Origin of the sequence: Citrobacter sp. CK195 (assembly GCF_030333365.1) — a bacterium.
Classification (GTDB): domain Bacteria; phylum Pseudomonadota; class Gammaproteobacteria; order Enterobacterales; family Enterobacteriaceae; genus Citrobacter_B; species Citrobacter_B koseri.
This window is the reverse complement of the sequence record NZ_JAOWGB010000026.1, coordinates 214,896-239,354: the sequence shown is the minus strand read 5'-3', so window position 1 is coordinate 239,354 and position 24,459 is coordinate 214,896. Positions and strand designations below refer to the sequence as shown.

Annotated in this window: 21 protein-coding genes; 10 read left to right on the top strand and 11 right to left on the bottom strand. The window is 53.8% G+C overall.

Annotation, left to right across the window (positions count from 1 at the left end; all coding sequences use genetic code 11):
- Window positions 1-134 precede the first annotated feature (134 nt).
- The 3 genes from rsuA to OGX93_RS18655 all read left to right on the top strand — a co-directional run bounded on the left by rsuA (window position 135) and on the right by OGX93_RS18655 (window position 2,753).
- Window positions 135-833: a 16S rRNA pseudouridine(516) synthase RsuA gene (gene rsuA, locus OGX93_RS18665; RefSeq protein WP_286449205.1), complete on the top strand. Its 699-nt coding sequence runs from the start codon at window positions 135-137 to the stop codon at window positions 831-833.
- Window positions 834-882: 49 nt separating this feature from the next.
- Window positions 883-2,073 (top strand): Bcr/CflA family multidrug efflux MFS transporter, encoded by a 1,191-nt coding sequence (locus OGX93_RS18660; protein ID WP_200075619.1) that lies wholly within the window; start codon window positions 883-885, stop codon window positions 2,071-2,073.
- A gap of 335 nt (window positions 2,074-2,408) precedes the next feature.
- Entirely contained in the window at window positions 2,409-2,753 is a 345-nt protein-coding gene (locus tag OGX93_RS18655; RefSeq protein ID WP_024130169.1) for a YejG family protein, read from the top strand.
- 3 nt (window positions 2,754-2,756) lie between these two features.
- Here OGX93_RS18655 and yejF read toward each other — a convergent pair whose 3' ends face one another.
- From yejF to OGX93_RS18610, 9 genes are all read right to left on the bottom strand, one after another.
- Window positions 2,757-4,346, bottom strand: a complete 1,590-nt coding sequence (gene yejF, locus OGX93_RS18650; protein ID WP_286449202.1) for a microcin C ABC transporter ATP-binding protein YejF — start codon at window positions 4,344-4,346, stop codon at window positions 2,757-2,759.
- A 1-nt stretch (window position 4,347) separates the two neighbouring features.
- The gene (locus OGX93_RS18645) at window positions 4,348-5,373 is read right to left on the bottom strand and encodes an ABC transporter permease (protein WP_060815836.1); all 1,026 of its coding nucleotides are present in this window, start codon (window positions 5,371-5,373) and stop codon (window positions 4,348-4,350) included.
- Window positions 5,373-6,467 carry a microcin C ABC transporter permease YejB gene (locus OGX93_RS18640; protein ID WP_286449201.1) on the bottom strand — a complete coding sequence of 365 codons (1,095 nt, stop codon included), beginning with the start codon at window positions 6,465-6,467 and terminating at the stop codon, window positions 5,373-5,375. Before OGX93_RS18640 ends, OGX93_RS18645 begins: the two co-directional genes overlap by 1 nt.
- Entirely contained in the window at window positions 6,468-8,282 is a 1,815-nt protein-coding gene (locus OGX93_RS18635) for an extracellular solute-binding protein (RefSeq protein WP_060868305.1), read from the bottom strand.
- 109 nt (window positions 8,283-8,391) lie between these two features.
- Entirely contained in the window at window positions 8,392-9,948 is a 1,557-nt protein-coding gene (locus OGX93_RS18630) for a cyclic di-GMP phosphodiesterase (RefSeq protein ID WP_248623124.1), read from the bottom strand.
- A gap of 188 nt (window positions 9,949-10,136) precedes the next feature.
- The gene (gene mepS, locus OGX93_RS18625) at window positions 10,137-10,706 is read right to left on the bottom strand and encodes a bifunctional murein DD-endopeptidase/murein LD-carboxypeptidase (RefSeq protein WP_012131581.1); all 570 of its coding nucleotides are present in this window, start codon (window positions 10,704-10,706) and stop codon (window positions 10,137-10,139) included.
- A gap of 413 nt (window positions 10,707-11,119) precedes the next feature.
- Window positions 11,120-11,839 (bottom strand): phosphatase PAP2 family protein, encoded by a 720-nt coding sequence (locus tag OGX93_RS18620; RefSeq protein WP_047462461.1) that lies wholly within the window; start codon window positions 11,837-11,839, stop codon window positions 11,120-11,122.
- Window positions 11,840-11,867: 28 nt separating this feature from the next.
- The gene (locus OGX93_RS18615; protein WP_049009461.1) at window positions 11,868-12,854 is read right to left on the bottom strand and encodes a CobW family GTP-binding protein; all 987 of its coding nucleotides are present in this window, start codon (window positions 12,852-12,854) and stop codon (window positions 11,868-11,870) included.
- Window positions 12,855-12,973: 119 nt separating this feature from the next.
- Window positions 12,974-14,440 carry a mannitol dehydrogenase family protein gene (locus OGX93_RS18610; RefSeq protein ID WP_286449199.1) on the bottom strand — a complete coding sequence of 489 codons (1,467 nt, stop codon included), beginning with the start codon at window positions 14,438-14,440 and terminating at the stop codon, window positions 12,974-12,976.
- A 204-nt stretch (window positions 14,441-14,644) separates the two neighbouring features.
- On the opposite strand from OGX93_RS18610, the gene uxuA reads away from it, so the two are divergent.
- On the top strand, window positions 14,645-15,835 hold the full coding sequence (gene uxuA, locus OGX93_RS18605; RefSeq protein WP_012131587.1) for a mannonate dehydratase: 1,191 nt from the start codon (window positions 14,645-14,647) through the stop codon (window positions 15,833-15,835).
- A 67-nt stretch (window positions 15,836-15,902) separates the two neighbouring features.
- Here the strand turns inward: uxuA and yeiP are convergent, their stop codons facing one another.
- Window positions 15,903-16,475 (bottom strand): elongation factor P-like protein YeiP, encoded by a 573-nt coding sequence (gene yeiP / locus OGX93_RS18600; RefSeq protein ID WP_012131588.1) that lies wholly within the window; start codon window positions 16,473-16,475, stop codon window positions 15,903-15,905.
- 152 nt (window positions 16,476-16,627) lie between these two features.
- Between yeiP and OGX93_RS18595 the strand changes: the two genes are divergently transcribed.
- Window positions 16,628-16,882, top strand: a complete 255-nt coding sequence (locus OGX93_RS18595; RefSeq protein WP_286449197.1) for a YkgJ family cysteine cluster protein — start codon at window positions 16,628-16,630, stop codon at window positions 16,880-16,882.
- Here the strand turns inward: OGX93_RS18595 and setB are convergent.
- Window positions 16,879-18,060: a sugar efflux transporter SetB gene (gene setB / locus OGX93_RS18590; protein WP_047462472.1), complete on the bottom strand. Its 1,182-nt coding sequence runs from the start codon at window positions 18,058-18,060 to the stop codon at window positions 16,879-16,881. The genes OGX93_RS18595 and setB overlap by 4 nt on opposite strands.
- Window positions 18,061-18,429: 369 nt before the next feature.
- Between setB and fruB the strand changes: the two genes are divergently transcribed.
- From fruB to OGX93_RS18565, 5 genes are all read left to right on the top strand, one after another.
- On the top strand, window positions 18,430-19,560 hold the full coding sequence (gene fruB, locus OGX93_RS18585) for a fused PTS fructose transporter subunit IIA/HPr protein (RefSeq protein ID WP_286449196.1): 1,131 nt from the start codon (window positions 18,430-18,432) through the stop codon (window positions 19,558-19,560).
- The gene (gene fruK / locus OGX93_RS18580) at window positions 19,560-20,498 is read left to right on the top strand and encodes a 1-phosphofructokinase (RefSeq protein WP_012131592.1); all 939 of its coding nucleotides are present in this window, start codon (window positions 19,560-19,562) and stop codon (window positions 20,496-20,498) included. The genes fruB and fruK overlap by 1 nt, the downstream gene beginning before the upstream one ends.
- 16 nt (window positions 20,499-20,514) lie before the next feature.
- On the top strand, window positions 20,515-22,206 hold the full coding sequence (fruA, locus tag OGX93_RS18575) for a PTS fructose transporter subunit IIBC (protein WP_012131593.1): 1,692 nt from the start codon (window positions 20,515-20,517) through the stop codon (window positions 22,204-22,206).
- A 358-nt stretch (window positions 22,207-22,564) separates the two neighbouring features.
- Entirely contained in the window at window positions 22,565-23,506 is a 942-nt protein-coding gene (locus OGX93_RS18570) for a pseudouridine kinase (RefSeq protein ID WP_012131594.1), read from the top strand.
- Entirely contained in the window at window positions 23,494-24,429 is a 936-nt protein-coding gene (locus OGX93_RS18565; protein WP_286449194.1) for a pseudouridine-5'-phosphate glycosidase, read from the top strand. Before OGX93_RS18570 ends, OGX93_RS18565 begins: the two co-directional genes overlap by 13 nt.
- Window positions 24,430-24,459: the final 30 nt, after the last annotated feature.

The following is a 24,459-nucleotide window of genomic DNA, read 5'->3' as shown; positions in this document are numbered from 1 at the left end:
ACGGTACAGGGAATAGTATGCCATGAATCATTTCCCTTGAGCGATGGTTAGAGCCCGTTATACTGGATGGACAACGGCTTCATTTTTCGGGCGTTATGCCCGATTTCCGTATTATTACAGGCAAAATCAAACTCATGCGACTTGATAAATTTATCGCTCAGCAACTCGGCGTCAGCCGTGCTATTGCCGGGCGTGAGATTCGTAGTAACCGTGTTACCGTCGATGGCGAAATCATCCGAAACGCGGCGTTTAAACTCCTGCCAGAACATAATGTCGAGTACGATGGCAACACGCTGATTCAGCAAAATGGCCCGCGCTACTTTATGCTTAATAAGCCTCAGGGCTATGTCTGTTCAACGGACGACCCGGATCATCCCACGGTACTCTATTTCCTTGATGAACCTGTCGCGTACAAGCTGCATGCCGCCGGGCGGCTGGATATCGATACCACGGGACTGGTGTTGATGACGGATGATGGCCAGTGGTCACACCGGATCACCTCTCCGCGCCATCATTGCGAGAAAACCTATCTGGTTACGCTGGAATCGCCGGTAGCTGCGGATACCGCCGAACAGTTTGCCAAAGGCGTGCAACTGCATAATGAGAAAGACCTCACCAAACCGGCCGTGCTGGAGGTGATCACCCCGACGCAGGTGCGTCTGACCATTAGCGAAGGGCGCTACCACCAGGTGAAGCGGATGTTCGCCGCCGTGGGGAACCATGTTGTCGAACTGCACCGTGAACGCATCGGCGCAATTGTGCTGGATGACGACCTCGAACCTGGCGAGTATCGCCCGTTGACAGAAGAAGAAATCGCCAGCGTCGGTTTATAGACCCGGTGAGCCAGGCGCTTTACGTCCCGCTAAATTCAGGAGTTCATTTGTGACCACCCGGCAGCACTCATCTTTTGCCATTGTTTTTATCCTTGGCCTGTTAGCCATGCTGATGCCGCTGTCGATTGATATGTATCTTCCGGCGCTGCCGGTGATTTCTGCCCAGTTTGGCGTACCGGCGGGCAGCGCGCAGATGACCCTCAGTACCTATATTCTGGGGTTCGCCGTGGGGCAGCTTATTTACGGCCCGATGGCGGATAGTCTCGGGCGCAAGCCGGTGATCCTCGGCGGGACGCTGGTGTTTGCGGCGGCGGCGGTGGCATGCGCGCTGGCGCAGACTATCGACCAGCTGATCATCATGCGTTTCTTCCACGGTCTTGCCGCCGCTGCGGCGAGCGTGGTGATCAATGCCCTGATGCGCGATATCTACCCGAAAGAAGAGTTCTCCCGCATGATGTCATTCGTCATGCTGGTGACGACAATCGCGCCGCTGATGGCGCCGATTATTGGTGGGTGGGTTCTGGTGTGGTTGAGCTGGCATTACATCTTCTGGATTCTGGCGGTGGCGGCGATTCTGGCATCGGTGATGATCTTCTTGTTGATTAACGAGACGCTTCCCGTTGAACGCCGTCAGCCGTTCCATATTCGTACCACGATAGGGAACTTTGCCTCGCTGTTCCGACACAAACGCGTACTGAGCTATATGCTGGCCAGCGGATTTAGCTTTGCGGGAATGTTCTCGTTCCTCAGCGCCGGCCCGTTTGTGTATATCGAGATTAACCATGTGTCGCCGCAGCATTTTGGCTATTACTTTGCGCTGAACATTGTGTTCTTGTTTGTGATGACCATTATCAACAGCCGCTTTGTGCGCCGGGTTGGGGCGTTGAATATGTTCCGTACCGGGCTATGGATTCAGTTTGTGATGGCGGTCTGGATGGTATTCAGCGCGCTGTTTGGCGTGGGCTTTTGGGCGCTGGTGGTTGGCGTCGCGGCGTTTGTCGGATGCGTTTCTATGGTCTCTTCAAACGCGATGGCCGTTATTCTGGATGAATTTCCGCATATGGCGGGCACCGCCTCGTCGCTGGCCGGTACGTTCCGGTTTGGCATTGGCGCGATTGTCGGGGCGCTGCTGTCGCTGGCAACCTTTACCTCCGCCTGGCCGATGATTTGGTCGATTGCTTTCTGCGCAACCTGCTCCATTCTCTTCTATCTCTACGCCAGTCGCCCGAAAAAACGGTGATCTAATACACAACATGGAAGCCGGAAGGCTTCCTTTGTTGACGTACATCAACGTCAAATCCATCATTTTTTCCATTTATGTTTATTTTATGTAAAATCAATTTATGTAAAAAGTCACATCATTGTAGTTAAAAAGGTTGAGTTAGATCGCAGAAACGGGTACATATAGCCCGCAAATACGTCCGGCACTGGCAAAAAATATTTTAATAACGGGCTGTACAGGCCGCTCAGACCAGGGATGTAAGCGTTTTCGATCTGTTTAAGGACGGGTTGTCAATGATGTGTTAATATGGATGTAAATAAATTGTGAAGTGAATGTGCTTCCGGGGAAAGAAAGTGACTACATTACAACTCTCAATCATTCATCGTTTACCGCAGAACTATCGGTGGTCAACGGGTTTTGCAGGTTCAAAAGTTGAACCGATTCCGCAAAACGGGCAGAACACAGAAAACAGTCTGGTGGCGCTCAAACTCCTGAGCCCCGATGGCGACAGCGCATGGCCGGTGATGCATACACTTAGCCAGGCGCTTAGCGACATCGAAGTGCCTTGCTCCGTTCTGGAGTGCGAAGGAGAGCCGTGCCTGTTTGTTAATCGTCAGGACGAATTTGCCGCGACCTGCCGCCTGAAAAATTTCGGCGTAGCGATAGCGGAACCCTTTTCGAACAACAATCCTTTTTGAGCGTCAGCTTAGCGCGAGCAACTGACGCGTATACTCCTGTTGCGGTGCGGTAAAGACACGCTCACATTGCCCCTGTTCCACCACTTCTCCTTGTCGCAGTACAATGACCTGATGGCATAATGCGCGCACAACATGCAGATCGTGGCTGATGAAAATGTAAGCCAGGCGATGCTTTTGTTGTAAAGATTTCAACAGCGCCAGGATTTGTGCCTGAACCGTTCTGTCCAGCGATGATGTCGGTTCATCCAGAATAATCAGCGACGGTTTCAGTATTAGCGCCCTGGCGATAGCGATACGCTGGCGCTGGCCGCCGGAAAATTCCGCCGGGTAACGATGGCGCGTCTCAGCATCCAGACCCACTTCCTTCATGACGGCGATAACCTGCTCTTCGCGCTGCCCGGCGGAAAGGGCCGGTTGATGAACGCGTAAGCCTTCTTCAATAATTTGCAGTACGTTGAGGCGGGGGTTCAGCGATGAGTTCGGGTCCTGAAATACCACCTGAATACGGTGACGAACCGGCAGCAACTGACGGCGGGTTAAATTTTGCAACGGCTGGCCGTCAAAAGTGATGCTGCCCTGCGAGCGAATCAACCGCAGTAAGGCCAGACCGGTAGTGCTTTTTCCTGACCCGGATTCACCGACCAGCCCCAGCGTTTCACCGGGTCGAAGCGCGAAACTCACCTCGTTAACCACGACGTTATGATCCACCACGCGTTTCAGAACCCCTTTTCGAATCGGGAATGCGACGCGAAGCTGGTTCACTTCCAGTAGCGGCGACGACTCACCGGGCAATGGAACCGGGGAGCCGGTGGGTTCGCTGTTCAGCAACTTTTGCGTATAGGGATGCTCAGGCGCGCTAAGCAACGGCAACGCACGGTTTTGCTCCACGCATCGTCCGTTTTGCATCACCGCCACGGTGTCCGCCAGTTTTTTCACAATGCTGAGATTATGGGTGATAAACAGCATACCCATATTCAGTTCGCGTTGCAGTTCACGCAGCAGTTGCAGGATTTGCGCCTGTACGGAGACATCCAGAGCGGTCGTGGGTTCATCGGCGATTAACAGTTCAGGATGCGTGAGCAACGCCATTGCGATCATCACGCGCTGGCGTTCACCGCCTGAGAGCTGATGGGGATAATCGCTCAGCCGTTTCGCGGCCTGACGAATCCCTACGCGATCCAGGCAGCTCAGGATTTCGGCCCTGGCGGCCTCACGGCGCATTCCCCGGTGCAGGGACAGCACTTCGTAGAGCTGTTTTTCCAGCGTATGCAACGGGTTTAGCGATACCATCGGTTCCTGAAAAATCATGGCGATTTTATTGCCCCGCACGCCGCGCAGCGTCTGCTCGCTGGCGTGGAGCAATGACTCGCCATGAAAATGGATATCGCCCGCGAGATACACCGCAGGCGGAGAGGGCAGCAACCGCAGAATCGACAGTGCGGTGACGCTTTTACCGGAGCCGGATTCGCCCACTAGCGCCAGCGTTTCGCCTGCGTCAACCTGTAGAGAGATGTCGTTAACAACCGTGCGCACGTTCTCCTGATGGCGAAAACCTACCGATAAATTCTCAATAGTTAACAGAGGATGCGTCATCTTATACCGCCTTGTTGGGATCAAACGCGTCGCGTACTGCTTCGCCAATAAAAATCAGCAGCGACAATAACACCGCGACGGACAGGAACGCGGTGATCCCAAGCCACGGCGCCTGCAAATTATTTTTACCTTGCAGGAGTAATTCGCCGAGGGAAGGGGAGCCGAGCGGCAGGCCAAATCCGAGAAAATCCAGTGACGTCAATGTGGTAATCGAGCTGCACAAAATGAACGGTAAAAAGGTCAGCGTGGCGACCATCGCGTTGGGCAGCATGTGACGCAGGATAATGCTGCGATCGCTGACGCCCAGCGCCTGCGCGGCGCGGATGTAGTCGAAATTGCGCGTGCGCAGGAATTCCGCGCGAACCACCCCGACCAGGCTCATCCAGCCAAACAGGACGGTAATAGCCAGCAGCCACCAGAAATTGGGTTGCACTACGCTTGAGAGCAGAATAATCAGAAACAGCGTCGGCATTCCTGACCACACTTCGATGAACCGTTGCCCCCACAGGTCGATTTTTCCGCCGTAATACCCCTGCAACGCGCCCGCCAGCACGCCCATTACGCTGGAACAGAGGGTAAGCATCAAACCAAACAGGATAGAGATTCGCGTGCCGTAGAGGATGCGCGCCAGCACGTCGCCGCCATTCGCGTCGGTTCCCAGCCAGTTTTGTGCGGACGGCGGAGAGGGGAAGGGTTTATCAGTGGCAAAGTTGATGCTGGTGGCGCCAAAACGCACGGGCGCCCACAGCACCCATCCGTGGTTTTCAAGCTGCTTTTGCAGCCAGGGGTCCTGATAATCCGCCTGCGTTGCGAACGGCCCGCCGAAATCGCTTTCGCTGTAGTTTTTGACCAGCGGAAAGTACCAGCTTCCCTCATAGCGCACCAGCAGCGGTTTATCGTTGGCGACCAGTTCGGCGCACAGACTCAGGCCAAACAGCACCAGGAAAATCCACAGTGACCAGTACCCCCGGCGATTATGACGAAAACGCGCCCAGCGGGCCTGGTTTGCAGGGCTTAATCGCGGCATCAGCGTCCCTCAAAATCAATGCGTGGATCAACCAGCGTATAGCTGATATCGCTCAGGATATTCAGCAGTAAGCCGATCAGGGTGAAAACGTATAACGTGCCAAACATTACCGGGTAGTCGCGTGACACGGTCGCTTCGTAGCCCAGCAACCCCAGCCCGTTTAAGGAAAACATCACTTCAATGAGCAGCGAACCGGTGAAAAACATGCTGATAAAGGTGGCCGGAAAACCGGCGATCACCAGCAGCATGGCGTTGCGGAAAACGTGCTTCCACAGAATGTTTTTTTCGCTTACCCCTTTTGCGCGCGCGGTGACAACGTACTGTTTGCGGACTTCATCCAGAAAAGAGTTTTTGGTCAACATGGTCAGCGCGGCGAACCCGCCGATCACCGTCGCCAGTACCGGTAACGTGATATGCCAGAGGTAGTCGGTAATTTTCTGATACCAGGGCAGGGAATCAAAATTGGCGGATACCAGGCCGCGCAGCGGGAAGAGGTCGTAATAGCTACCGCCAGCAAAGAAAACGATCAATAAGATGGCGAACAGGAAGGCGGGGATAGCGTAGCCAACGATGATAAAAGCGCTGCTCCAGATATCGAAACGGCTGCCGTTATATACCGCTTTGCGGATGCCCAACGGGATCGACACCAGATAAATGATGAGCGTACTCCACAATCCGAGCGTAATGGACACGGGCAGACTGTCTTTGATTAACGTCAGTACGGATGCGCTGCGAAACAGGCTGTCGCCGAAATCGAAACGAACATAGTCCCAGAGCATTTTAAAGTAGCGCTCATGAACAGGCTTATCAAAGCCGTAGCGATGCGTGATCTCCGCGATCACCTCGGGATCTAACCCACGTCCGCCGCGATAGTGGCTGTCGCTAATATTCCCTACGCCGGTCTGGGCGTGGCTGGCGCGAACGCCTTCGCTACCGGCGCCGGGTAAGGCGCCAGACTGGCCGAATTCAATGGCCGCGATCGCCTGGTCAACCGGGCCGCCCGGTGCGATCTGGACAATAAAAAAGTTGATTGTAATGATGGCCCACAGCGTCGGGATCACCAGTAACAGACGTCGAATCAGGTAGGCGCCCATTTATTCTCCCTGTCGTCTGGCGGCGGGAAGTTTTGCCGCTTTGTTGACGTCATACCACCAGGTATCCAGTCCAATGGTGTAGATCGGCCGGATGGCCGGATGGGAAAATTTATCCCACCAGGCGAGCCTGTCTTCCGCCATATACCACATTGGCAGCATGTAGTAATTCCAGGTCAATACCCGATCCAGCGCCCGCCCGAGGGGAATCAGCTTCGTTTTATCGCCCTGGGCGGCAATGATTTGGGCAATCAGTTTATCAATGACCGGGCTTTGCACGCCTGGCGCGTTATAGCTGGAGTCAATGTATTCAGACGCCCAGGATATTTGTAGATCGGAGCTGGGCCACGGCATGGCGCGCCACAGTCGCGGCATCATGTCGTAGTCGCGACTGCGCATACGGTTGGTGATTTGCGAGTTATCAACCTGGCGGATGTTCATCGTGATGCCAAGACGCTGCAAATTATGCTGGAAGGGGAGAACCCACTGGCTGTTGCCGCCTGCCGGAAGCAGCAGTTCAAAGCTCAGCGTTTTGCCGGTCGCGCTGTTAACGCGTCGCTGGCCTTTCAGTACCCATCCCGCCTCTGTGAGTAATTTATCGGCCTTCAGCAGGTTTTCCCGATCGTAGCCATCGCCGTTTGAGACTGGCGGCTGATAAATCCGGGTAAAGACCTCCGGCGGCAGATCCTTTTTCATGGGTGCGAGTAAGACCAGTTCGTCCGCACTGGGGTAGTTTCTGGCGGCATACTCGGTATTCTGGAAATAGCTGTTTGCCCGGCTCCAGGCATTATAAAACAATGCCTTGTTCATCCATTCGAAATCAAATGCCAGGGTTATCGCTTCACGCACGCGACGATCGTTAAATACCGGACGCTGAATATTAAAGGCCAGCCAGCGCGTATCCTGTGCGGATTCATTTTTCTGTTCGTCTTTAACGATGTAATGGTTATCGAAGTTTTTACCGGTGTAGCGCGTCGCCCAGTTTTTCGCGTCATTCTCCAGACGCAGGTCAAACGCCCCGGCCTTAAAGGCTTCAAACGCAACGTTGTCATCAAGGTAGTAGTCGTAGCGGATGGTATCAAAGTTCCAGCGCCCCCGGTTTACCGGCAGGTTAGCAGCCCAATAGTTTTTTACCCGGGAATAGACAATGTACTGGCCCATTTTCCACTGGGTTATGCGGTACGGGCCGCTGGCAAGAGGAGGCTTAGAGAGCGGGTCGCTGAGCTTATGATCCTTCCAGAATTTTTCCGGCATGACCGGTAAAGAAAACAGGCTGAGCATATCCTCTTTACCGGGTTTGGCTAATTCAATGCGGACGGTAAGCGGAGCGATGGCTTTGACGGTCGTGCCTTTGTACACCAGACGAAATTGCGGCACGCCCTCGGTCATAAATTTATGGAAGGTGAAGGCGACGTCGCGGGCAGTGATGGGCGAACCATCATGAAAACGGGCGCGTGGGTTGATGGTCACTTCCACCCAGGAGTAATCCTCCGCATATCTCGCGTTGTCGGCAATGAGCGGGTAGTAGCTGCCGGGTTCGTCGTCAGAGGTGGTAAAAAGCGTGTCGTAAAGCTGCTCGGTACGTGCGCCAGGATTACCGCGCATGGAATAGCGGTTGAAATTATCGAATGTCCCGGTCGCGGAAAGCGTTATCCGCCCCCCTTTTGGCGCCGCCGGATTGACATAATCGAAATGATTAAAATTGAAGGCGTATTTGGGTTCGCCAAGCACGGAAAAGGCGTAACTTTCTTTGATGGCCTGAGCCTGTACGCCAAAGCTGGCCAGGGCGACAAACAGAAGCATTACGCGAGCAATCATCGGAAAATGGTTTCCTTTTCTTATCACCTGCCACCGTCAGGCAAGCGTCAATCCTGAATAATAAGTGACGCAGCCTCTGTTGTGAATCCATTCGGGCAGAAGAGTGCCGTCACCATTTCGGCGCGGGCCGGGTATTCATCCAGTGAACGAAGTCCTCAAGCGCTAAAGGGCGGCTAATCCAGTACCCCTGGAGGAAGTTGACGCCATGATCGCGTAGCCATCGGGCCTGCTCCGGGGTTTCCACTCCTTCCGCGACGGTCAGCATATGCAGACGCTTAGAGAGCATCAACACCGCATCCAGAACTGGAGAGGTCACGGTTTCCGTACCAATCGCATTAATAAAGCCCCGGTCGATTTTCAGGTAGTCCAGCGTAAAGCGTTCCAGATAGATGAGGGCGCTATGGCCGGTGCCAAAATCATCAATTGCGATTTCGAATCCAGCGCAGTGCAGCCACTCAAATAATTTAGCCGCTTCATGTTGATTGAGCATATCGCGTTCGGTAATTTCCAGTACGATCTGAAAATGATGCGGCGGTAAGGATTCCGCCAGGAGACGGATGTCCTCTTTAAAGCTGTTGCTGTGCAGGTGGTCAGGCGCGATATTGATGCCAAACTTTGCCCCGACAGGCAGTACCTTCTGCAACGCGGGGGCGTCGCGCGCCACGAGTTTAAACAGATGCTGGGTGAGCGGCACAATAAGCTGCTGGGCTTCTGCGTAATGAATAAACGCGTCAGGCGGGATTTCGCCTGCTGTAGGGTGACGCCAGCGTAACAGCACTTCCAGACCCGTGACCCTGAGCGTTTGGGTATCAACGACCGGTTGATAGACCACATAAAATTGTTCGCGCTTGATAGCCACCAGGATCTCTCGCCCCGGCTTCAGGCGGATAGAGCTGATGTAGTAGCAGAGCAGGGCGGCGATGATACCACTCATACTGCCCAGCAGCAGGGCATAGCCCACGTCGTTATAGGTCCAGCTGTCGGCGTATAGCTGTATCTTCAGCGGCAGCCCTTTTATTGTCGCCTGGCGCGAAGGCGTACCCGACAGTTCTTCCACGGTCATTAAATGCGAAGAAAACGTCGAGAGCACGGTATCGCCAATAATTAATGCGATGCCATCAAAATCTTCCTGCCGGGCGGTGTAAATAAGGTAGGGTGTCAGGTTGATATTCAGCGAGGTAAATACGCCGCTCTCTTTTAATAACGGGTTGCGATACCAAATCGCCATCGCCGGTTTATCCGGCATCATCGGCGTGCCGGGAAGTATCGCCATATCAATCTCTTTGCGGATGTCGATATTGGATACCAGGTCGGTAAGCGGCGTGTCCATCGGCCCGGTCGCTGACGAGCAGAAGGCGATTTTGTCTTTGACGAGCAAAAAGGCGCGCACATTCAGGCTAAAAGCGGCGCGGGAGGTCAGCTCGGAAGAGACTTGCTGGCAGTCATTAAGCGTCAGGGGCTGTAACACATCCGTCGTGGCTTTAAGGTCGGCGAAGTAGCTCACCAGATAATGTTGTACGTCGGATATCAGCGTGTCGTACTTGACTTCACGTTTATGCCATGACATTAAAAATTGCAGGCTACTGATAAGTAACGCGACGATGACCCCTGTGAGAATGCAGGTGAGCAGGATTTTTCGCGAGGACGAGGAGGCGCGTGTGAACATAGTTACTGGTTCTACCTGAGGTAACCGAATGCGATTAAAATGCTTGATTTAAAAGACTATAACCTGGATTAAACTGCATCGTCATACTTTTCTACAGGGATGCGATAGAACGCAAAAAAAGCACCGCCGAAGCAGTGCTTTTTATGTGTCTCGTCAGGATTGCCAAGGGATAGCGGTCAGACGAAAAATTAACTGCGGCTCAGAACCCGGCGCCCTTCGTTGTAACGTTTTTTCCAGTAAGGCTCGTTCATGCTGGAAATAATAACGCCGCTACTGGTAGACGCATGAACAAACTGGTTGTTGCCGATGTAGATGCCTACATGACGGCCCGTCGAACCGGCGCGGAACAGAACCAGATCGCCCGTGCGCAGGTTATTGCGCGAAACGGATTTGCCCATTTCCTGCTGCTCATAGGTTGAGCGAGGCAGTTCTAAACCAAATTGTTCACGGAATGTACGCTGTACAAAGCTGGAACAATCGACACCTTTTTTGGTGCTGCCGCCAAGGCGGTAACGCACGCCTTTCCAGTCAGCATACTGATCCATAATCCGCGATTTAACATCGAGGTTACGCACCATATTTTCAAATTCATCCTGAGAGGCTTGCAGTGAAGAGTTATCTCCATTGCCCACAGCATGCGTCTCAGAATGCACGTTCTTTGCGGTATTTGTAGTGCTACATGCAGAAAGCAGAACCGCCACTGCAATCGCGGGAATTCCCCGCAGGATATATCTCAAAATCGGTTGAGACCTGACCATGTTGTTTGTTTTCCCTTGAAGTCCTTAACGACAAATATCGTTATAAAAATGCCAAACGTGACGAGACTAATTACCTGCGCACAATGAGACAATTCTTTAAGGTCAAATCTGTGGCGGAACGCACAAATTTATTCGCAAAGAGAATAATTATCCAGCGAGGCAAAACGAGTTCAAGATTACCCGATCGTTGCTGCCATTGCGAGCAGTTTGGCGGGATTTTTTATAAGAAATTATGATACTGAAAGTGAATTAGTGGCATTGGCTAAATTAAACGCAAATGAGGCGAATAACAGGCAATGCGTTCATTTTCAACGGGAAGAAGATGACAGGAAGATGACGGCGGAGCGGGAAATAATCGACGATCGCCATCAGGAGTGAGAACGCTCTCTGATGACGATGTTAATTGATGTGATTTATTTGTTTAAATTTTGTTTGTTTTTACCGGGCAGATAATTATCGAAAAACCGTATCACGCGATCGCTGAACGACGTCATTAACAGCCAGGGCAATCCAATCAGCACCGTTGTCAGCGAACCGACCGCAATATCCGTGAACCAGTGGGCGCCGATCATTACGCGCGGAAAGGCAAAAACCACAAATATAATAAGGGCGATGAAACCTGCGACTTTTCCGAAATAACGCAGCATAAATGCGGAAAAAATAAGCAGCATCATTCCGTGATCGCCAGGGAAACTGTCTTTTGACGCATCCTTGGTGGGAATATGCAGGAGATCGCTGACGCGGTGAATATTTTCAAGCGTCAGCGTAGGGCTGGCGCGTTTGACCGGAATAAACGCCTGGCCTAACTGATTCACCACAACCGCAGATAAAAGCATCACCAGGCCGATGATGATAATACGCCGACGGCCCGCCGGGGTCTCTTTTAACCAGAAACTCAGCATCAGGCAGCCCATCGCCAGCAGCGCGCAACCATCAAACGCCCGGTTATTGGTGATCGCCACCAGCCAGAGAAATGCGCGGCTTTCAACCAGCTTCTGGTTAAAGAAGTGGAAAATGTTTGCGTCGAGAGGAGACCAGAATCCGTGATTGACTGGAATATACCACGACAAAAACAACGCCAGACCCGCAGCGTTAATCAGCAGTATGAGGGGATACCGGGTTTTCATTATCATCTCGCCATTCAGTAAAACGGAGGCAACCTTACGCGTCCTCGGCTAAACGAAGCTTCAACAATGCGGTCTGTAATGTGTTCCAGTCTGTTTCGCGGTCTGAGATGAGTTCGATGCGGCTGTCCGGCGGCGCGACGTTTTGGGTCTCAATATGAAGATCGTCACCCTGACGATTAATACGCACCAGACCCTCCTTAATGCGCATAACGCCTTTCACTCGTCCAACCGGCGCGAGGCGCGCCCATTCGAGCAGGCCGATGGTGTCGAACACGGTATCTGCATCAAAAATCCAGCCGCAGGCCTGATGCCCCTGGCCGCTGTTCAGGCTGCGACGCCAGCGCTGTTGCGCCGGCAGGCTAAGCGCGGCGAGCCCTTTTCTTTCGGCATGCTGGTGCGCGTGGGCGGCGCTGGCGGGCAGTTCCGCCAGGTTCTGGCGCGGTAAATCCAGCAGCTGTCCGTTGATTTGCCCGTGGTCGGCATGAACCAGTTGACGATTGTCGCCGTACTGTTGCCACCAGGTTTGCAGGGCGCTTTCGCTTTCCGGCGTAGCGCGATCGGTTTTATTCGCGACGATGACATCGGCGGCGGCCAGCTGGTCGCGGAAGTTTTCGTTGGCGACGCTCTTTTCATCCAGCAGTAAACGCGGATCAAGGATGCACAGCGTGGCGCGCAGGTCGATCCACGGCTCGTAAACCGGCGCGGTTAACAAATCGAGGATCTGTTTCGGATGGCCAAGTCCTGTCGGTTCGATCAGCAAGCGATCCGGCTTGCCCTGGCGCAGCAGGGTATTTAGCCCCACCTGCATTGGTAATCCGTTCACGCAACACATGCAACCACCGGGGATCTCTTTCAGCAATGCGCCGCTGTCCGCAAGCAGTGCGCCGTCAATGCCCACTTCGCCAAATTCGTTGACCAGCACGGCCCATTTTTCCGCAGGATCTTTGTTGGCTAACAGATGAAGAATAGAGGTCGTTTTTCCACTGCCGAGAAAGCCGGTAATGAGGTTGGTTTTGGTCACGTCTGCTCCAGAATAATGATATGCCGTAACGGCTCGTGCTAATCCTGGCGAAAAAAAACGAAAAAGAGAAGGGCAGAGCGGACGAAGAATTTTTTCGCCCGCTGGAAAGACAGAAATTGTTAACTTTTTAACGTATCAATGACCGCCTGATGCGCGCCATGTTGCGCAATGCGCCGCCAGGCTTGCTCAATGGCCTGCACAAACAGGGGATTTTTCACGAGATCCGTGCCGAAAACCTCCTGCAACGACAGCAGCGCGCTAACCCGCTCCGCGTCACTGCTGCTTTCAACAAGCAGGCGAATTTTTTCACTGAGCGGGTCCCGAATATCAATCGTTGCACCAGCGTCGTCCACGCCGCTGACGTAGCGCATCCAGCCTGCGACGCCCAGCGCCAGCAGCGGCCAGTCACTCCCACGCGCCAGATGTTCGCGAATGCCTTCCAGCATCCGCTGCGGTAATTTCTGGCTGCCGTCCATCGCGATTTGCCAGGTCCGGTGCTTCAGCGCCGGATTGGCGAAGCGTTCAATCAGGCTGGCGGCATAGCGGGATAAATCGACGTTGGTGATGCGCAATGTCGGCGCCTGTTCATTTATCATCAGGCGGTAAGCGGCCTCGCGAAACGCGCTGTCCTGCATACAATCGCTGATGTGCTGGAACCCGGCCAGATAGCCGAGATATGCAAGGAACGAATGGCTGCCGTTGAGCATGCGTAGTTTCATTTGCTCCCAGGGCAGCACGTCATCAACCATCTGCACGCCAGCGACTTCCCACTGCGGGCGGCCTGCCACAAAGTTATCTTCAATGACCCACTGTATAAACGGTTCACAACTGATGGCGCAGGGATCGGCGACGCCCAGCTCGCGGGTAATTTCGTCCAGCGACTCCTCTGTGGCGGCAGGCACGATTCTGTCTACCATCGTTCCCGGGAAGCTGACGTGCTGCTGAATCCACGCCGCCAGCTCCGCCGCGCGTTTTTCCGCCATGCCCAGAACGGCGTTTTTAACCACATGGCCGTTATCCGGGATGTTATCGCAGGAGAGAACCGTGAAAGGCGACAACCCGCGCTCACGCCGACGATGCAGGGCCTCCACAAGAATCCCCGGCGCCGAGTGCGGCTCCGTGGAGTGTTGCATATCGTGAATAATGCGCGGGTTTGACACGTCGAGCGAACCGGTTGCCGGATCGATGCAATATCCTTTTTCGGTGATAGTGAGTGACACTATCGCCACCTGCGGCTCGCAGAACTTTTCGATAATAGCGGCAAGCGAATCCAGCTTTGCGTTCAGACACTCCTTGACCGCGCCGACGATAATCGCCTGATTGCCGTTCGCGCCTTTTTCCAGCACGGTGTACAAGTGATTCTGCTCGCGAAGCTGGCTCATCAGGCGATCGCCGCTGAACAGGCTGATCTCGCAGATCCCCCAGTCTCCGCCTTGCGCATTCAGCACTCTGTCGGTCAATAATGCCTGATGGGCGCGGTGGAACGCGCCAAAACCGAAGTGCACAATCCGGGTTTGTAGTTGTTGTCGATCGTAGCGGGGCGTCAGTACGCCTTCCGGGAGTGGGGCAGAGGCAATAGTCTTCATTAAGAACACACCTGATTAACCATTAATTAACAATGGTAGTGTAAAGTTATATGACACCAAATTGAATTGGTATGCCGCATTTATCCGGGGATTGTGAGCTGGATCAATCAATCATGCGCCCTGCGTTGACCATTTACGCGATACCTGTATGGTAGTCATCACTCAGGTAAACTAATTTGGTATAACAACTTGTGAGGTGAAGCAATGGAACAAACCTGGCGTTGGTACGGGCCTAACGATCCGGTATCGCTTGATGATGTGCGTCAGGCTGGCGCAACGGGGGTTGTGACGGCATTGCACCACATTCCGAACGGTGATGTGTGGCCGGTTGAAGAGATTAAAAAGCGCCAGGCCATTCTGGCTGAGAAAGGGCTGACCTGGTCTGTTGTCGAAAGTATTCCGGTGCATGAAGAGATTAAAACCCGCTCCGGGCAGTACCAGACCTGGATTGCAAACTATCAGCAAAGCATCCGTAATCTGGCCGCCTGCGGTATTGATACCGTGTGCTACAACTTTATGCCGATTCTCGACTGGACGCGTACCGACCTTGAATATCCGTTGCCCGATGGTTCCAGAGCGCTGCGTTTCGATCAGATTGCCTTTGCGGCTTTCGAACTGCACATCCTGAAGCGTGACGGCGCGCAAGCGGACTACAGCGAAGAAGAACAGCGCCAGGCGCTGGACTACTTCAACGCCATGAGCGCTGCGGATATCGAAAAACTGACCCGGAATATTATCGCCGGGCTGCCTGGCGCTGAAGAGGGTTATACGCTGGATCAGTTCCGTGCGCGTCTGGCGGAATATAACGGTATCAGCAAAGAGGATTTACGCGAAAATATGGCGGTATTCCTGCGTGCGATTGTGCCGGTGGCAGAAGAAGTCGGCGTGCGCCTGGCGGTGCATCCTGACGATCCGCCGCGCCCCATCCTCGGCCTGCCGCGCATCGTCTCCACCATTGAAGATATGCAGTGGCTGAAAGAAACCGTAGACAGCATTAACAACGGGTTCACCATGTGTACCGGTTCGTACGGCGTACGCGCGGATAACGATCTGGTGAAAATGATCGAGACGTTTGGCGACCGCATTCACTTTACCCATTTACGCTCAACCTGCCGTGAAGATAACCCGAAAACCTTCCACGAAGGCGCGCATTTGCAAGGGGATGTCGATATGGTCGCGGTGATTACCGCAATTCTTACGGAAGAACAGCGTCGTAAGCTGGCAGGCGATCTGCGTCCGATCCCAATGCGCCCGGATCACGGTCATCAGATGCTTGACGATCTGCATAAGAAAACCAACCCCGGCTACTCCGCTATTGGTCGTCTGAAAGGGCTGGCGGAAATTCGTGGCGTTGAACTGGCGCTGAAAAAGACCCAGTTCCGCGATTTGCTGTAACACCTGTTGGTCATAAAAAAGGACAGCCCTGGCTGTCCTTTTTTGTTGGTGCATCGGCAACGGGCGCTTAGTCCGCGCGGCCCATGTAGCGACGTTCTTCAATGTGAATACGGATTTTTTCACCGGCGCTCAGGTATTCCGGCACCTGAATCACCAGACCGGTGCTCAGCGTTGCGGGTTTGTTGCGGGCGCTGGCTGACGCGCCTTTAATGCCCGGTGCGGTTTCCACGATTTCCAGATCAACCGTCTGCGGCAGTTCGAGCGCCAGCAACTGACCGTCCCAGGTCAGCACCTGCATATCCGGCATTCCGCCTTCAGGAATAAACAGCAGTTCTTCTTCAATCTGATCTTTGGTGAAGGTATACGGGGTATAGTCTTCTTTATCCATGAACACATATTCGTTGCCGTCGATATAAGAGAAATCGACGCCACGGCGGCTCAGGGTGACGGTATCAACGATGTCGTCGCCTTTGAAACGCTCTTCGACTTTCAGACCCGTACGGACGTCGGAAAAACGCATTTTGTACAGCGTCGCGGCACCGCGGGCGGTCGGTGACTGAATATCAATATCTTTTACAATCAGCAGCTTGCCGTTGTAGTTCAGTACCATACCTTTTTTAATTTCGTTCGCTCTTGGCATCGAAAAAATCCTGTTGTAGAGAATGTCTAAAATATCGCGTCAAACTACTCGCGCCGGGCGATTCAGGCAAGTGGAATTCACATATCCCGGATGATTTTGTGTATACTGTTCGCCCACTTTCAGTCCGGTGGCTTACGAATAGAGAATACTGTATGGAATGCCGCCCGGATTGCGGAGCATGTTGCACCGCGCCTTCAATCTCCAGCCCCATTCCGGGTATGCCTGACGGTAAACCCGCAAACACGGCGTGTGTCCAGCTTGATGAACATCAACGCTGTAAGATCTTCGGTTCGCCGCTGCGTCCAAAGGTCTGCGCAGGCCTGCAACCCAGCGCCGATATGTGCGGTCAGACAAGGGCGCAGGCAATGATCTACCTCATTGAACTGGAAACGCTTACTGCGCCTTAAACGTCTTTAATGCGTGCCAGACAAACCATCGTCGCGAGGGCCATCACCAGCGCAAACCAGAATACGGCGTGGTAATTCCAGATTTCCGCCGCAATCCCCGCCAGCGATCCGGCGATAATCCAGCCTACGCGGATGGTATTGGTATACAGCGTGGTTGCTGAACCCGCCTGGCCGGGCATCAGATCCTGAAAATAGAGCATCCCGATGCCGCCGAGAATGCCGATGTAAATTGCGTTCAGCAACTGCAAGCCGAGCAGAACGACAGGCGAGTGCGCCAGCAGCATACCCGCGTAAAAGCAGAACCCCGCCACGATGGCGATCCGCATCAGCAGGCGTTTCCCCAGACGTTTAGCAAAATAGCCTGCAATCAACATGGTGGGAATTTCCAGCCCGGCGGCAGTCCCCATCATGACGCCGGCAAGTTTTTCCGGCAGATGCAGTTCGTTAATGATAAACAGCGGCATATTAATGATATAGAGGCTGTTGGTTCCCCACATTAATGTGCAGATAACAAAGAGCAGCAGCGTATCGCGGCGATTACGGCGCGGCGCTTCAAGGGTTCCGGCAGCAAGCGGCGCATCTTTACGCATTGACGGTAAAAACAGCCAGACCATAACGCCACAGACGACAAACGCCGCCGCCGCGCTCAGGTACATCACGGTAAAGCTGAACCCCATCGCCAGCGCATAGGCCAGCGGCGGCCCAATCACCCACGCCAGCGAAACCTGGGCGCGCAATATCGAGCTGAACATCACGGCTTCGCGACCGGTGCGATCGGCATGTTCGCGGGCAAGGGCGAACATTTGCGGGTTTGCGGTCGAACCAAAACTACTCAGGAAAACGCCGACGAACAGCAAAATAAAATAGTTGCGGTTCCAGGCAAACAGCACGCAGGCCAACATGCCCAGCACACAGCAAAAAACGATCAGGCTTTTGCGATCGCCTTTTTTGTCGGAGCGCCCGGCCAGAAACTGGCTCACCAGAATGCCGATAACGGCGCTGCCGGTAAAAAAGAAGCCAACCATCCCCGGACGAGCGTGTACTTCATCCGTCAGAAAAAGACTGAGCGTCGGCGTCTGTAACGCACCGGCGATACCCGTCAGAAATGCGACGAGCAGGAATGCCGAAGACGTCAAATCAAACGTTTTTGGTGTGGCGGCAACGGGGGTGTTATGCATGTTTCTGTATCAGTGGTGTGAAGAGACGCGGAGTTTACGCTGCTCGTCAGGAAATAAACAGGTGCCCAAATCAAAATCGCCACAAAAAATCAAAATAGCATTTCAGTCTATGAAGGGAAGATGCTGACGGTGCTGAAACAGATCGTTTTACGGGCAATTCATTTCAGCATTTATTACCTTCCTGAATGAAAAGTGTGCTTTATCTCTAAATTCTGTCATCAATTTTACGACTTTACTTGCGTGCTGAAGCAGAAAGCGCAAGACTTCTTGAAACGTTTCAGCGCTATTTTGTTTTTGGTTACAAGTCAGATTAGCGCCTTTTTTCTCATGTTAGCTGAATCGTTTCAAGTTCAGCAGGAGAGGAGAACTATGTTCCAGTTATCGGTTCAGGACATTCATCCGGGCGAACAGGCCGGAAACAAAGAAGAGGCCATTCGCCAGGTTGCCGCTGCGTTAGTGCAGGCGGGCAACGTCGCAGACGGCTACGTCGACGGCATGCTGGCGCGTGAGCAACAGACATCCACTTTCCTTGGCAACGGTATCGCCATTCCGCACGGAACGACCGACACGCGCGATCAGGTGCTGAAAACCGGCGTGCAGGTGTTCCAGTTTCCGCAGGGCGTAACCTGGGGCGAAGGGCAAGTGGCCTATGTGGCGATTGGTATTGCCGCCAGCTCCGATGAGCATCTCGGGTTGCTGCGTCAGCTGACGCACGTATTAAGCGATGACGCTGTGGCTGAACAGCTGAAATCCGCCACGACGGCAGAAGAACTGCGCGCGTTGCTGATGAGTGAAAAGCAGAGCGAACAGCTGAAGCTGGATAACGACACCCTGACGCTGGATGTAGTGGCCAGCGACCTGGTGACGCTACAGGCGCTGAACGCCGCGCGCCTGAAAGAAGCAGGCGCTGTGGATGCCGCGTTTGTTGCCAGAACCATCAATGAACAGCCGATGAATCTCGGCCAGGGCATCTGGCTGAACGACAGCGCGGACGGCAACCTGCGCAGCGCTATCGCTGTGAGCCGTGCGGCCACGGCGTTTGACGTAGAGGGCGAAGCGGCTGCGCTGCTGGTGACCGTCGCGATGAATGACGATCAGCCCGTCGCCGTGCTGAAGCGCCTTGGCGATCTGCTGCTGAACAATAAAGCTGACCGTTTGCTGAAAGCGGATGCCGCCACCGTGCTGGCGCTGCTGACCAGTGATGAAGCATTGACTGACGACGTGCTGAGCGCCGAATTTGTCGTGCGCAATGAGCATGGCTTACACGCCCGTCCGGGCACCATGCTGGTGAATACCATTAAACAATTTAATAGCGAAATTACCGTGGCAAACCTTGATGGAACCGGAAAACCGGCAAATGGACGCAGTTTGATGAAAGTGGTGGCGTTGGGCGTGAAGAAAGGCCATCGCCTGCGCTTTACGGCGCAGGGCGAAGATGCTGAACAGGCGCTGAAAGCGATTGGCGACGCCATTGCCGCTGGTCTTGGGGAGGGCGTGTAATGAGCAGACGTGTTGCTACTATCACCCTTAATCCGGCATACGACCTGGTCGGTTTCTGCCCGGAGATTGAACGCGGCGAAGTGAACCTGGTGAAAACCACGGGTCTGCATGCGGCGGGTAAAGGCATCAACGTTGCCAGAGTTCTGAAAGATTTAGGTATTGATGTCACAGTTGGCGGTTTCCTGGGTAAAGACAACCAGGACGGTTTCCAGCAGTTGTTCAGCGAGCTGGGCATTGCCAACCGTTTTCAGGTGGTGCAGGGGCGTACCCGCATCAACGTTAAGCTGACGGAAAAAGACGGTGAAGTGACCGACTTTAACTTCTCCGGTTTTGACGTGACTCCGGCTGACTGGGAACGTTTTGTGAACGATTCGCTGAGCTGGCTGGGTCAGTTCGATATGGTCTGCGTCAGCGGCAGCTTGCCGACAGGCGTCAGCCCGGAAGCATTTACCGACTGGATGACGCGTCTGCGTAGCCAGTGCCCATGCATTATCTTTGATAGTAGTCGTGAAGCGTTGGTGGCGGGTCTGAAAGCGGCGCCGTGGCTGGTGAAACCGAACCGTCGTGAATTAGAAATCTGGGCAGGCCGTAAGCTGCCGGAAATGAAAGATGTGATCGACGCGGCGCACGCCCTGCGTGAGCAAGGTATTGCGCATGTGGTGATCTCTCTCGGTGCGGAAGGGGCGCTGTGGGTGAACGCATCCGGCGAATGGATCGCGAAGCCACCGTCCGTTGATGTGGTGAGTACCGTAGGTGCAGGGGATTCTATGGTTGGCGGTCTGATTTACGGCCTGCTGATGCGTGAATCCAGTGAACATACGTTGCGTCTGGCGACAGCCGTTGCCGCGCTTGCGGTAAGCCAGAGCAATGTGGGCATTACCGATCGTCCTCAGTTGGCCGCAATGATGGCGCGCGTCGACTTAAAACCGTTTAACTGACAGCAGGAGAGGCATAATGAAAACGCTGCTGATTATTGACGCCAATCTCGGCCAGGCTCGCGCTTACATGGCGAAGACCCTGCTCGGCGCGGCGGCACATAAAGCAAATCTGGAAATTATCGACAATCCGAATGACGCAGAGTTAGCCATTGTGTTGGCTGACGCTGTGCCGAACGACAGCGCGCTGAACGGTAAAAAAGTCTGGCTGGGCGATATTGCCCGTGCTGTGGCGCACCCGGAACTGTTCCTCAATGAAGCGAAAGGACACGCGACGCCATACAGCGCGCCGACAGCGGTTGCCGCCCCGGCAGCGGCCAGCGGCCCGAAACGCGTCGTGGCGGTGACGGCGTGTCCGACAGGCGTCGCGCATACCTTTATGGCGGCTGAAGCGATTGAAACCGAAGCGAAAAAACGTGGCTGGTGGGTGAAGGTCGAAACCCGTGGCTCCGTGGGTGCAGGCAATGCCATCACGCCGGAAGAGGTTGCGGAAGCGGATCTGGTGATCGTGGCGGCTGACATCGAAGTGGATCTGGCGAAGTTTGCCGGAAAACCGATGTACCGTACATCAACCGGCCTGGCGCTGAAGAAAACCGCGCAGGAACTGGACAAAGCCGTAGCGGAAGCGACGCCGTATGCGCCTACGGGCAAAGCGCAGGCCGCCGCGACAGAAGGGAAAAAAGAGAGCGCTGGCGCATATCGCCATCTGCTGACGGGCGTTTCCTACATGCTGCCAATGGTGGTTGCAGGTGGGTTGTGTATCGCGCTCTCCTTTGCGTTTGGTATTGAGGCGTTTAAAGAAGAAGGTACGCTGGCTGCGGCGCTGATGCAGATCGGCGGCGGTTCCGCCTTCGCGCTAATGGTGCCGGTACTGGCGGGATATATCGCGTTTTCCATTGCGGATCGTCCAGGCCTGACGCCGGGTCTTATCGGCGGTATGCTGGCGGTGAGCACCGGATCTGGCTTTATCGGCGGTATTATCGCGGGCTTCCTGGCCGGTTATGTCGCGAAACTTATCAGCACTAAACTAAAACTTCCGCAAAGTATGGAAGCGCTGAAACCGATCCTGATCATTCCACTGATTTCCAGTCTGATTGTCGGTCTGGCGATGATTTACCTTATCGGTAAACCGGTTGCCGGCATTCTGGAAGGGCTGACTCACTGGCTGCAAACGATGGGGACGGCGAATGCGGTACTGCTGGGCGCGATCCTCGGCGGTATGATGTGTACTGATATGGGCGGCCCGGTTAACAAAGCGGCGTATGCGTTCGGTGTTGGTCTGCTGAGTACCCAGACCTATGCGCCGATGGCGGCCATTATGGCGGCAGGCATGGTTCCTCCGCTGGCTCTTGGGCTGGCAACTCTGGTTGCGCGTCGTAAGTTCGACAAGGCGCAGCAGGAAGGGGGCAAAGCCGCGCTGGTGCTGGGGCTGTGCTTCATTACCGAAGGCGCGATCCCGTTTGCGGCGCGCGACCCGATGCGTGTCCTGCCATGCTGTATCGTCGGCGGCGCGCTGACAGGCGCAATCTCAATGTGGGTTGGCGCGAAACTGATGGCGCCGCACGGCGGTCTGTTTGTGCTGCTGATTCCTGGCGCGATTACACCGGTGCTGGGCTATCTGCTGGCGATTGTTGCGGGTACGCTGGTTGCCGGTCTGGCCTATGCGTTCCTGAAACGCCCGGAAGCTGAAGTTATCGCGAAAGCGGCATAATGTAAAACCTTGTGCCGGATGGCGGCGTGAGCGCCTTATCCGGCCTACGGATACCGATCCTGTAGGCCGGATAAAACGCATTAGCGTCGCCATCCGGTATTTTTCTGCCTTTTTTATCCCCCCCATTTTGTGTCCTGGCTCGCAACTTTTTCCTCCCTTGCAAACTGTATCTATAAAAAATTGTGACTCTGTTCATATCTATTCGCTTTAGGGCTTGCGGATGGATTTACTTTATCAAAAACACGCATATCATGAACACATGTTTTAATATGAACATGTGCTCTAATAATCTCGATTGTGGCGGTGGTTATTCTTAACGAACTCATTGTTATGGCAGCTTAATGCCAGAGGACGTTCTATGCGTGAAACGGAATACATAGTGACGATTGGCTCAGCCAATATGGATGTTGCCGGGTATTCGCATGCTTCTTTAAATTATGCGGACTCCAATCCGGGAAAAATAAAATTTACCCCCGGCGGCGTGGGGCGCAATATTGCGCATAATCTGGCGCTGCTGGGAAAAAACTCATGGCTACTGACGGCCGTCGGGAGTGATTTCTATGGGCAGTCATTAATGGCGCAAACGAATCAATCCGGTGTGCACGTTGATAAATGTCTGATTGTGCCGGGAGAAAATACGTCAAGTTACTTATCCCTGCTCGACAATACCGGAGAAATGCTGGTCGCCATAAATGACATGAGCATTACCGACTTTATTTCGGCTGAATTTTTATCACAGCATGCTGATTTTATTCGTGGGGCAAAAGTGATTGTCGCCGATTGTAATATCAGCGAAGAGGCACTGAACTGGGTGCTGGAAAATGCAGGCGATGTGCCGGTATTTGTTGATCCGGTTTCTGCCTGGAAGTGTGTCAAAATTCGCGAGCGACTTGGCAAAATTCACACGCTGAAACCCAACCGGCTTGAAGCTGAAACCCTCAGCGGCATTCCCCTCTCCGGGCGGGAAGATGTCGGGAGCGTTGCGGCATGGTTTCATGAACATGGCCTGAACCGTCTGGTGCTTAGTATGGGTGGCGACGGCGTTTATTACAGCGATATCAACGGCGAAAACGGCTGGTCGCTCCCCATTAAAACCAACGTCGTCAATGTGACCGGCGCTGGCGACGCCATGATGGCGGGACTCGCCGCCTGCTGGATGGACGGCTTGCCCTTTATAGATTCGGTTCGATTTGCACAGGGTTGTTCATCAATGGCGCTTGCCTGTGAATATACCAATAACCCTGATTTATCTGTCGCGAATGTTACATCGTTAGTGGAGAACACAGAATGTCTGAATTAACTCTTTCCTCTGAATTATTACAAATTTCGCCAGAAGTACAGGATGCGTTAAAAAGTAAGAAACCCATTGTTGCGCTGGAATCAACCATTATTTCCCACGGCATGCCTTTTCCGCAAAATGCGCAAACGGCAATTGAAGTTGAAGAAACCATTCGTAAGCATGGCGCCGTGCCCGCAACCATTGCCATTATTGGCGGTGTAATGAAAGTGGGCCTGAATAAAGAAGAAATTGAATTATTAGGCCGTGAAGGACATAACGTTACAAAAGTCAGTCGTCGTGACTTACCATTTGTGGTTGCCGCTGGGAAAAATGGCGCAACGACGGTTGCATCCACCATGATTATTGCCGCACTGGCCGGAATTAAAGTATTTGCAACCGGCGGTATCGGTGGCGTACATCGTGGCGCAGAACATACGTTTGATATTTCTGCTGACTTACAGGAGCTGGCGCATACCAATGTCACGGTAGTTTGTGCGGGGGCGAAATCAATTCTCGACCTGGGATTAACCACCGAATATTTAGAGACTTTTGGCGTGCCGTTAATTGGCTATCGGACCCAGGCATTACCGGCATTTTTCTGCCGTACCAGTCCGTTTGACGTCAGTATCCGCCTGGACAGCGCGCAAGACATCGCCCGCGCAATGGCGGTGAAATGGCAAACCGGCCTGAACGGTGGTCTGGTTGTGGCAAACCCGATCCCGGAACAGTTTGCGATGGCGGAAGAGAAAATCAACGCGTCGATCGATCAGGCCGTGAAAGAAGCGGAAGAGCAGGGCGTCGTGGGGAAAGAAAGTACGCCATTCTTGCTGGCGCGCGTGGCGGAACTGACCGGCGGCGATAGCCTGAAATCCAATATCCAACTGGTGTTCAACAACGCTGTACTGGCCTGTGAAATAGCGAAGGAATATCAACGCCTCGCCTGATAAAAACGCACGGGCAGAGAGCGGTCGCCC

Coding starts and splice junctions, on each gene's coding strand:
- rsuA (WP_286449205.1), top strand. CDS start 135: ATGCGACTTGATAAATTTATCGCTCAGCAACTCGGCGTCAGCCGTGCT.
- yejF (WP_286449202.1), bottom strand. CDS start 4,346: ATGACGCATCCTCTGTTAACTATTGAGAATTTATCGGTAGGTTTTCGC.
- OGX93_RS18645 (WP_060815836.1), bottom strand. CDS start 5,373: ATGCCGCGATTAAGCCCTGCAAACCAGGCCCGCTGGGCGCGTTTTCGT.
- OGX93_RS18640 (WP_286449201.1), bottom strand. CDS start 6,467: ATGGGCGCCTACCTGATTCGACGTCTGTTACTGGTGATCCCGACGCTG.
- OGX93_RS18635 (WP_060868305.1), bottom strand. CDS start 8,282: ATGATTGCTCGCGTAATGCTTCTGTTTGTCGCCCTGGCCAGCTTTGGC.
- OGX93_RS18630 (WP_248623124.1), bottom strand. CDS start 9,948: ATGTTCACACGCGCCTCCTCGTCCTCGCGAAAAATCCTGCTCACCTGC.
- mepS (WP_012131581.1), bottom strand. CDS start 10,706: ATGGTCAGGTCTCAACCGATTTTGAGATATATCCTGCGGGGAATTCCC.
- OGX93_RS18620 (WP_047462461.1), bottom strand. CDS start 11,839: ATGATAATGAAAACCCGGTATCCCCTCATACTGCTGATTAACGCTGCG.
- OGX93_RS18610 (WP_286449199.1), bottom strand. CDS start 14,440: ATGAAGACTATTGCCTCTGCCCCACTCCCGGAAGGCGTACTGACGCCC.
- uxuA (WP_012131587.1), top strand. CDS start 14,645: ATGGAACAAACCTGGCGTTGGTACGGGCCTAACGATCCGGTATCGCTT.
- yeiP (WP_012131588.1), bottom strand. CDS start 16,475: ATGCCAAGAGCGAACGAAATTAAAAAAGGTATGGTACTGAACTACAAC.
- OGX93_RS18595 (WP_286449197.1), top strand. CDS start 16,628: ATGGAATGCCGCCCGGATTGCGGAGCATGTTGCACCGCGCCTTCAATC.
- setB (WP_047462472.1), bottom strand. CDS start 18,060: ATGCATAACACCCCCGTTGCCGCCACACCAAAAACGTTTGATTTGACG.
- fruB (WP_286449196.1), top strand. CDS start 18,430: ATGTTCCAGTTATCGGTTCAGGACATTCATCCGGGCGAACAGGCCGGA.
- fruK (WP_012131592.1), top strand. CDS start 19,560: ATGAGCAGACGTGTTGCTACTATCACCCTTAATCCGGCATACGACCTG.
- fruA (WP_012131593.1), top strand. CDS start 20,515: ATGAAAACGCTGCTGATTATTGACGCCAATCTCGGCCAGGCTCGCGCT.
- OGX93_RS18570 (WP_012131594.1), top strand. CDS start 22,565: ATGCGTGAAACGGAATACATAGTGACGATTGGCTCAGCCAATATGGAT.
- OGX93_RS18565 (WP_286449194.1), top strand. CDS start 23,494: ATGTCTGAATTAACTCTTTCCTCTGAATTATTACAAATTTCGCCAGAA.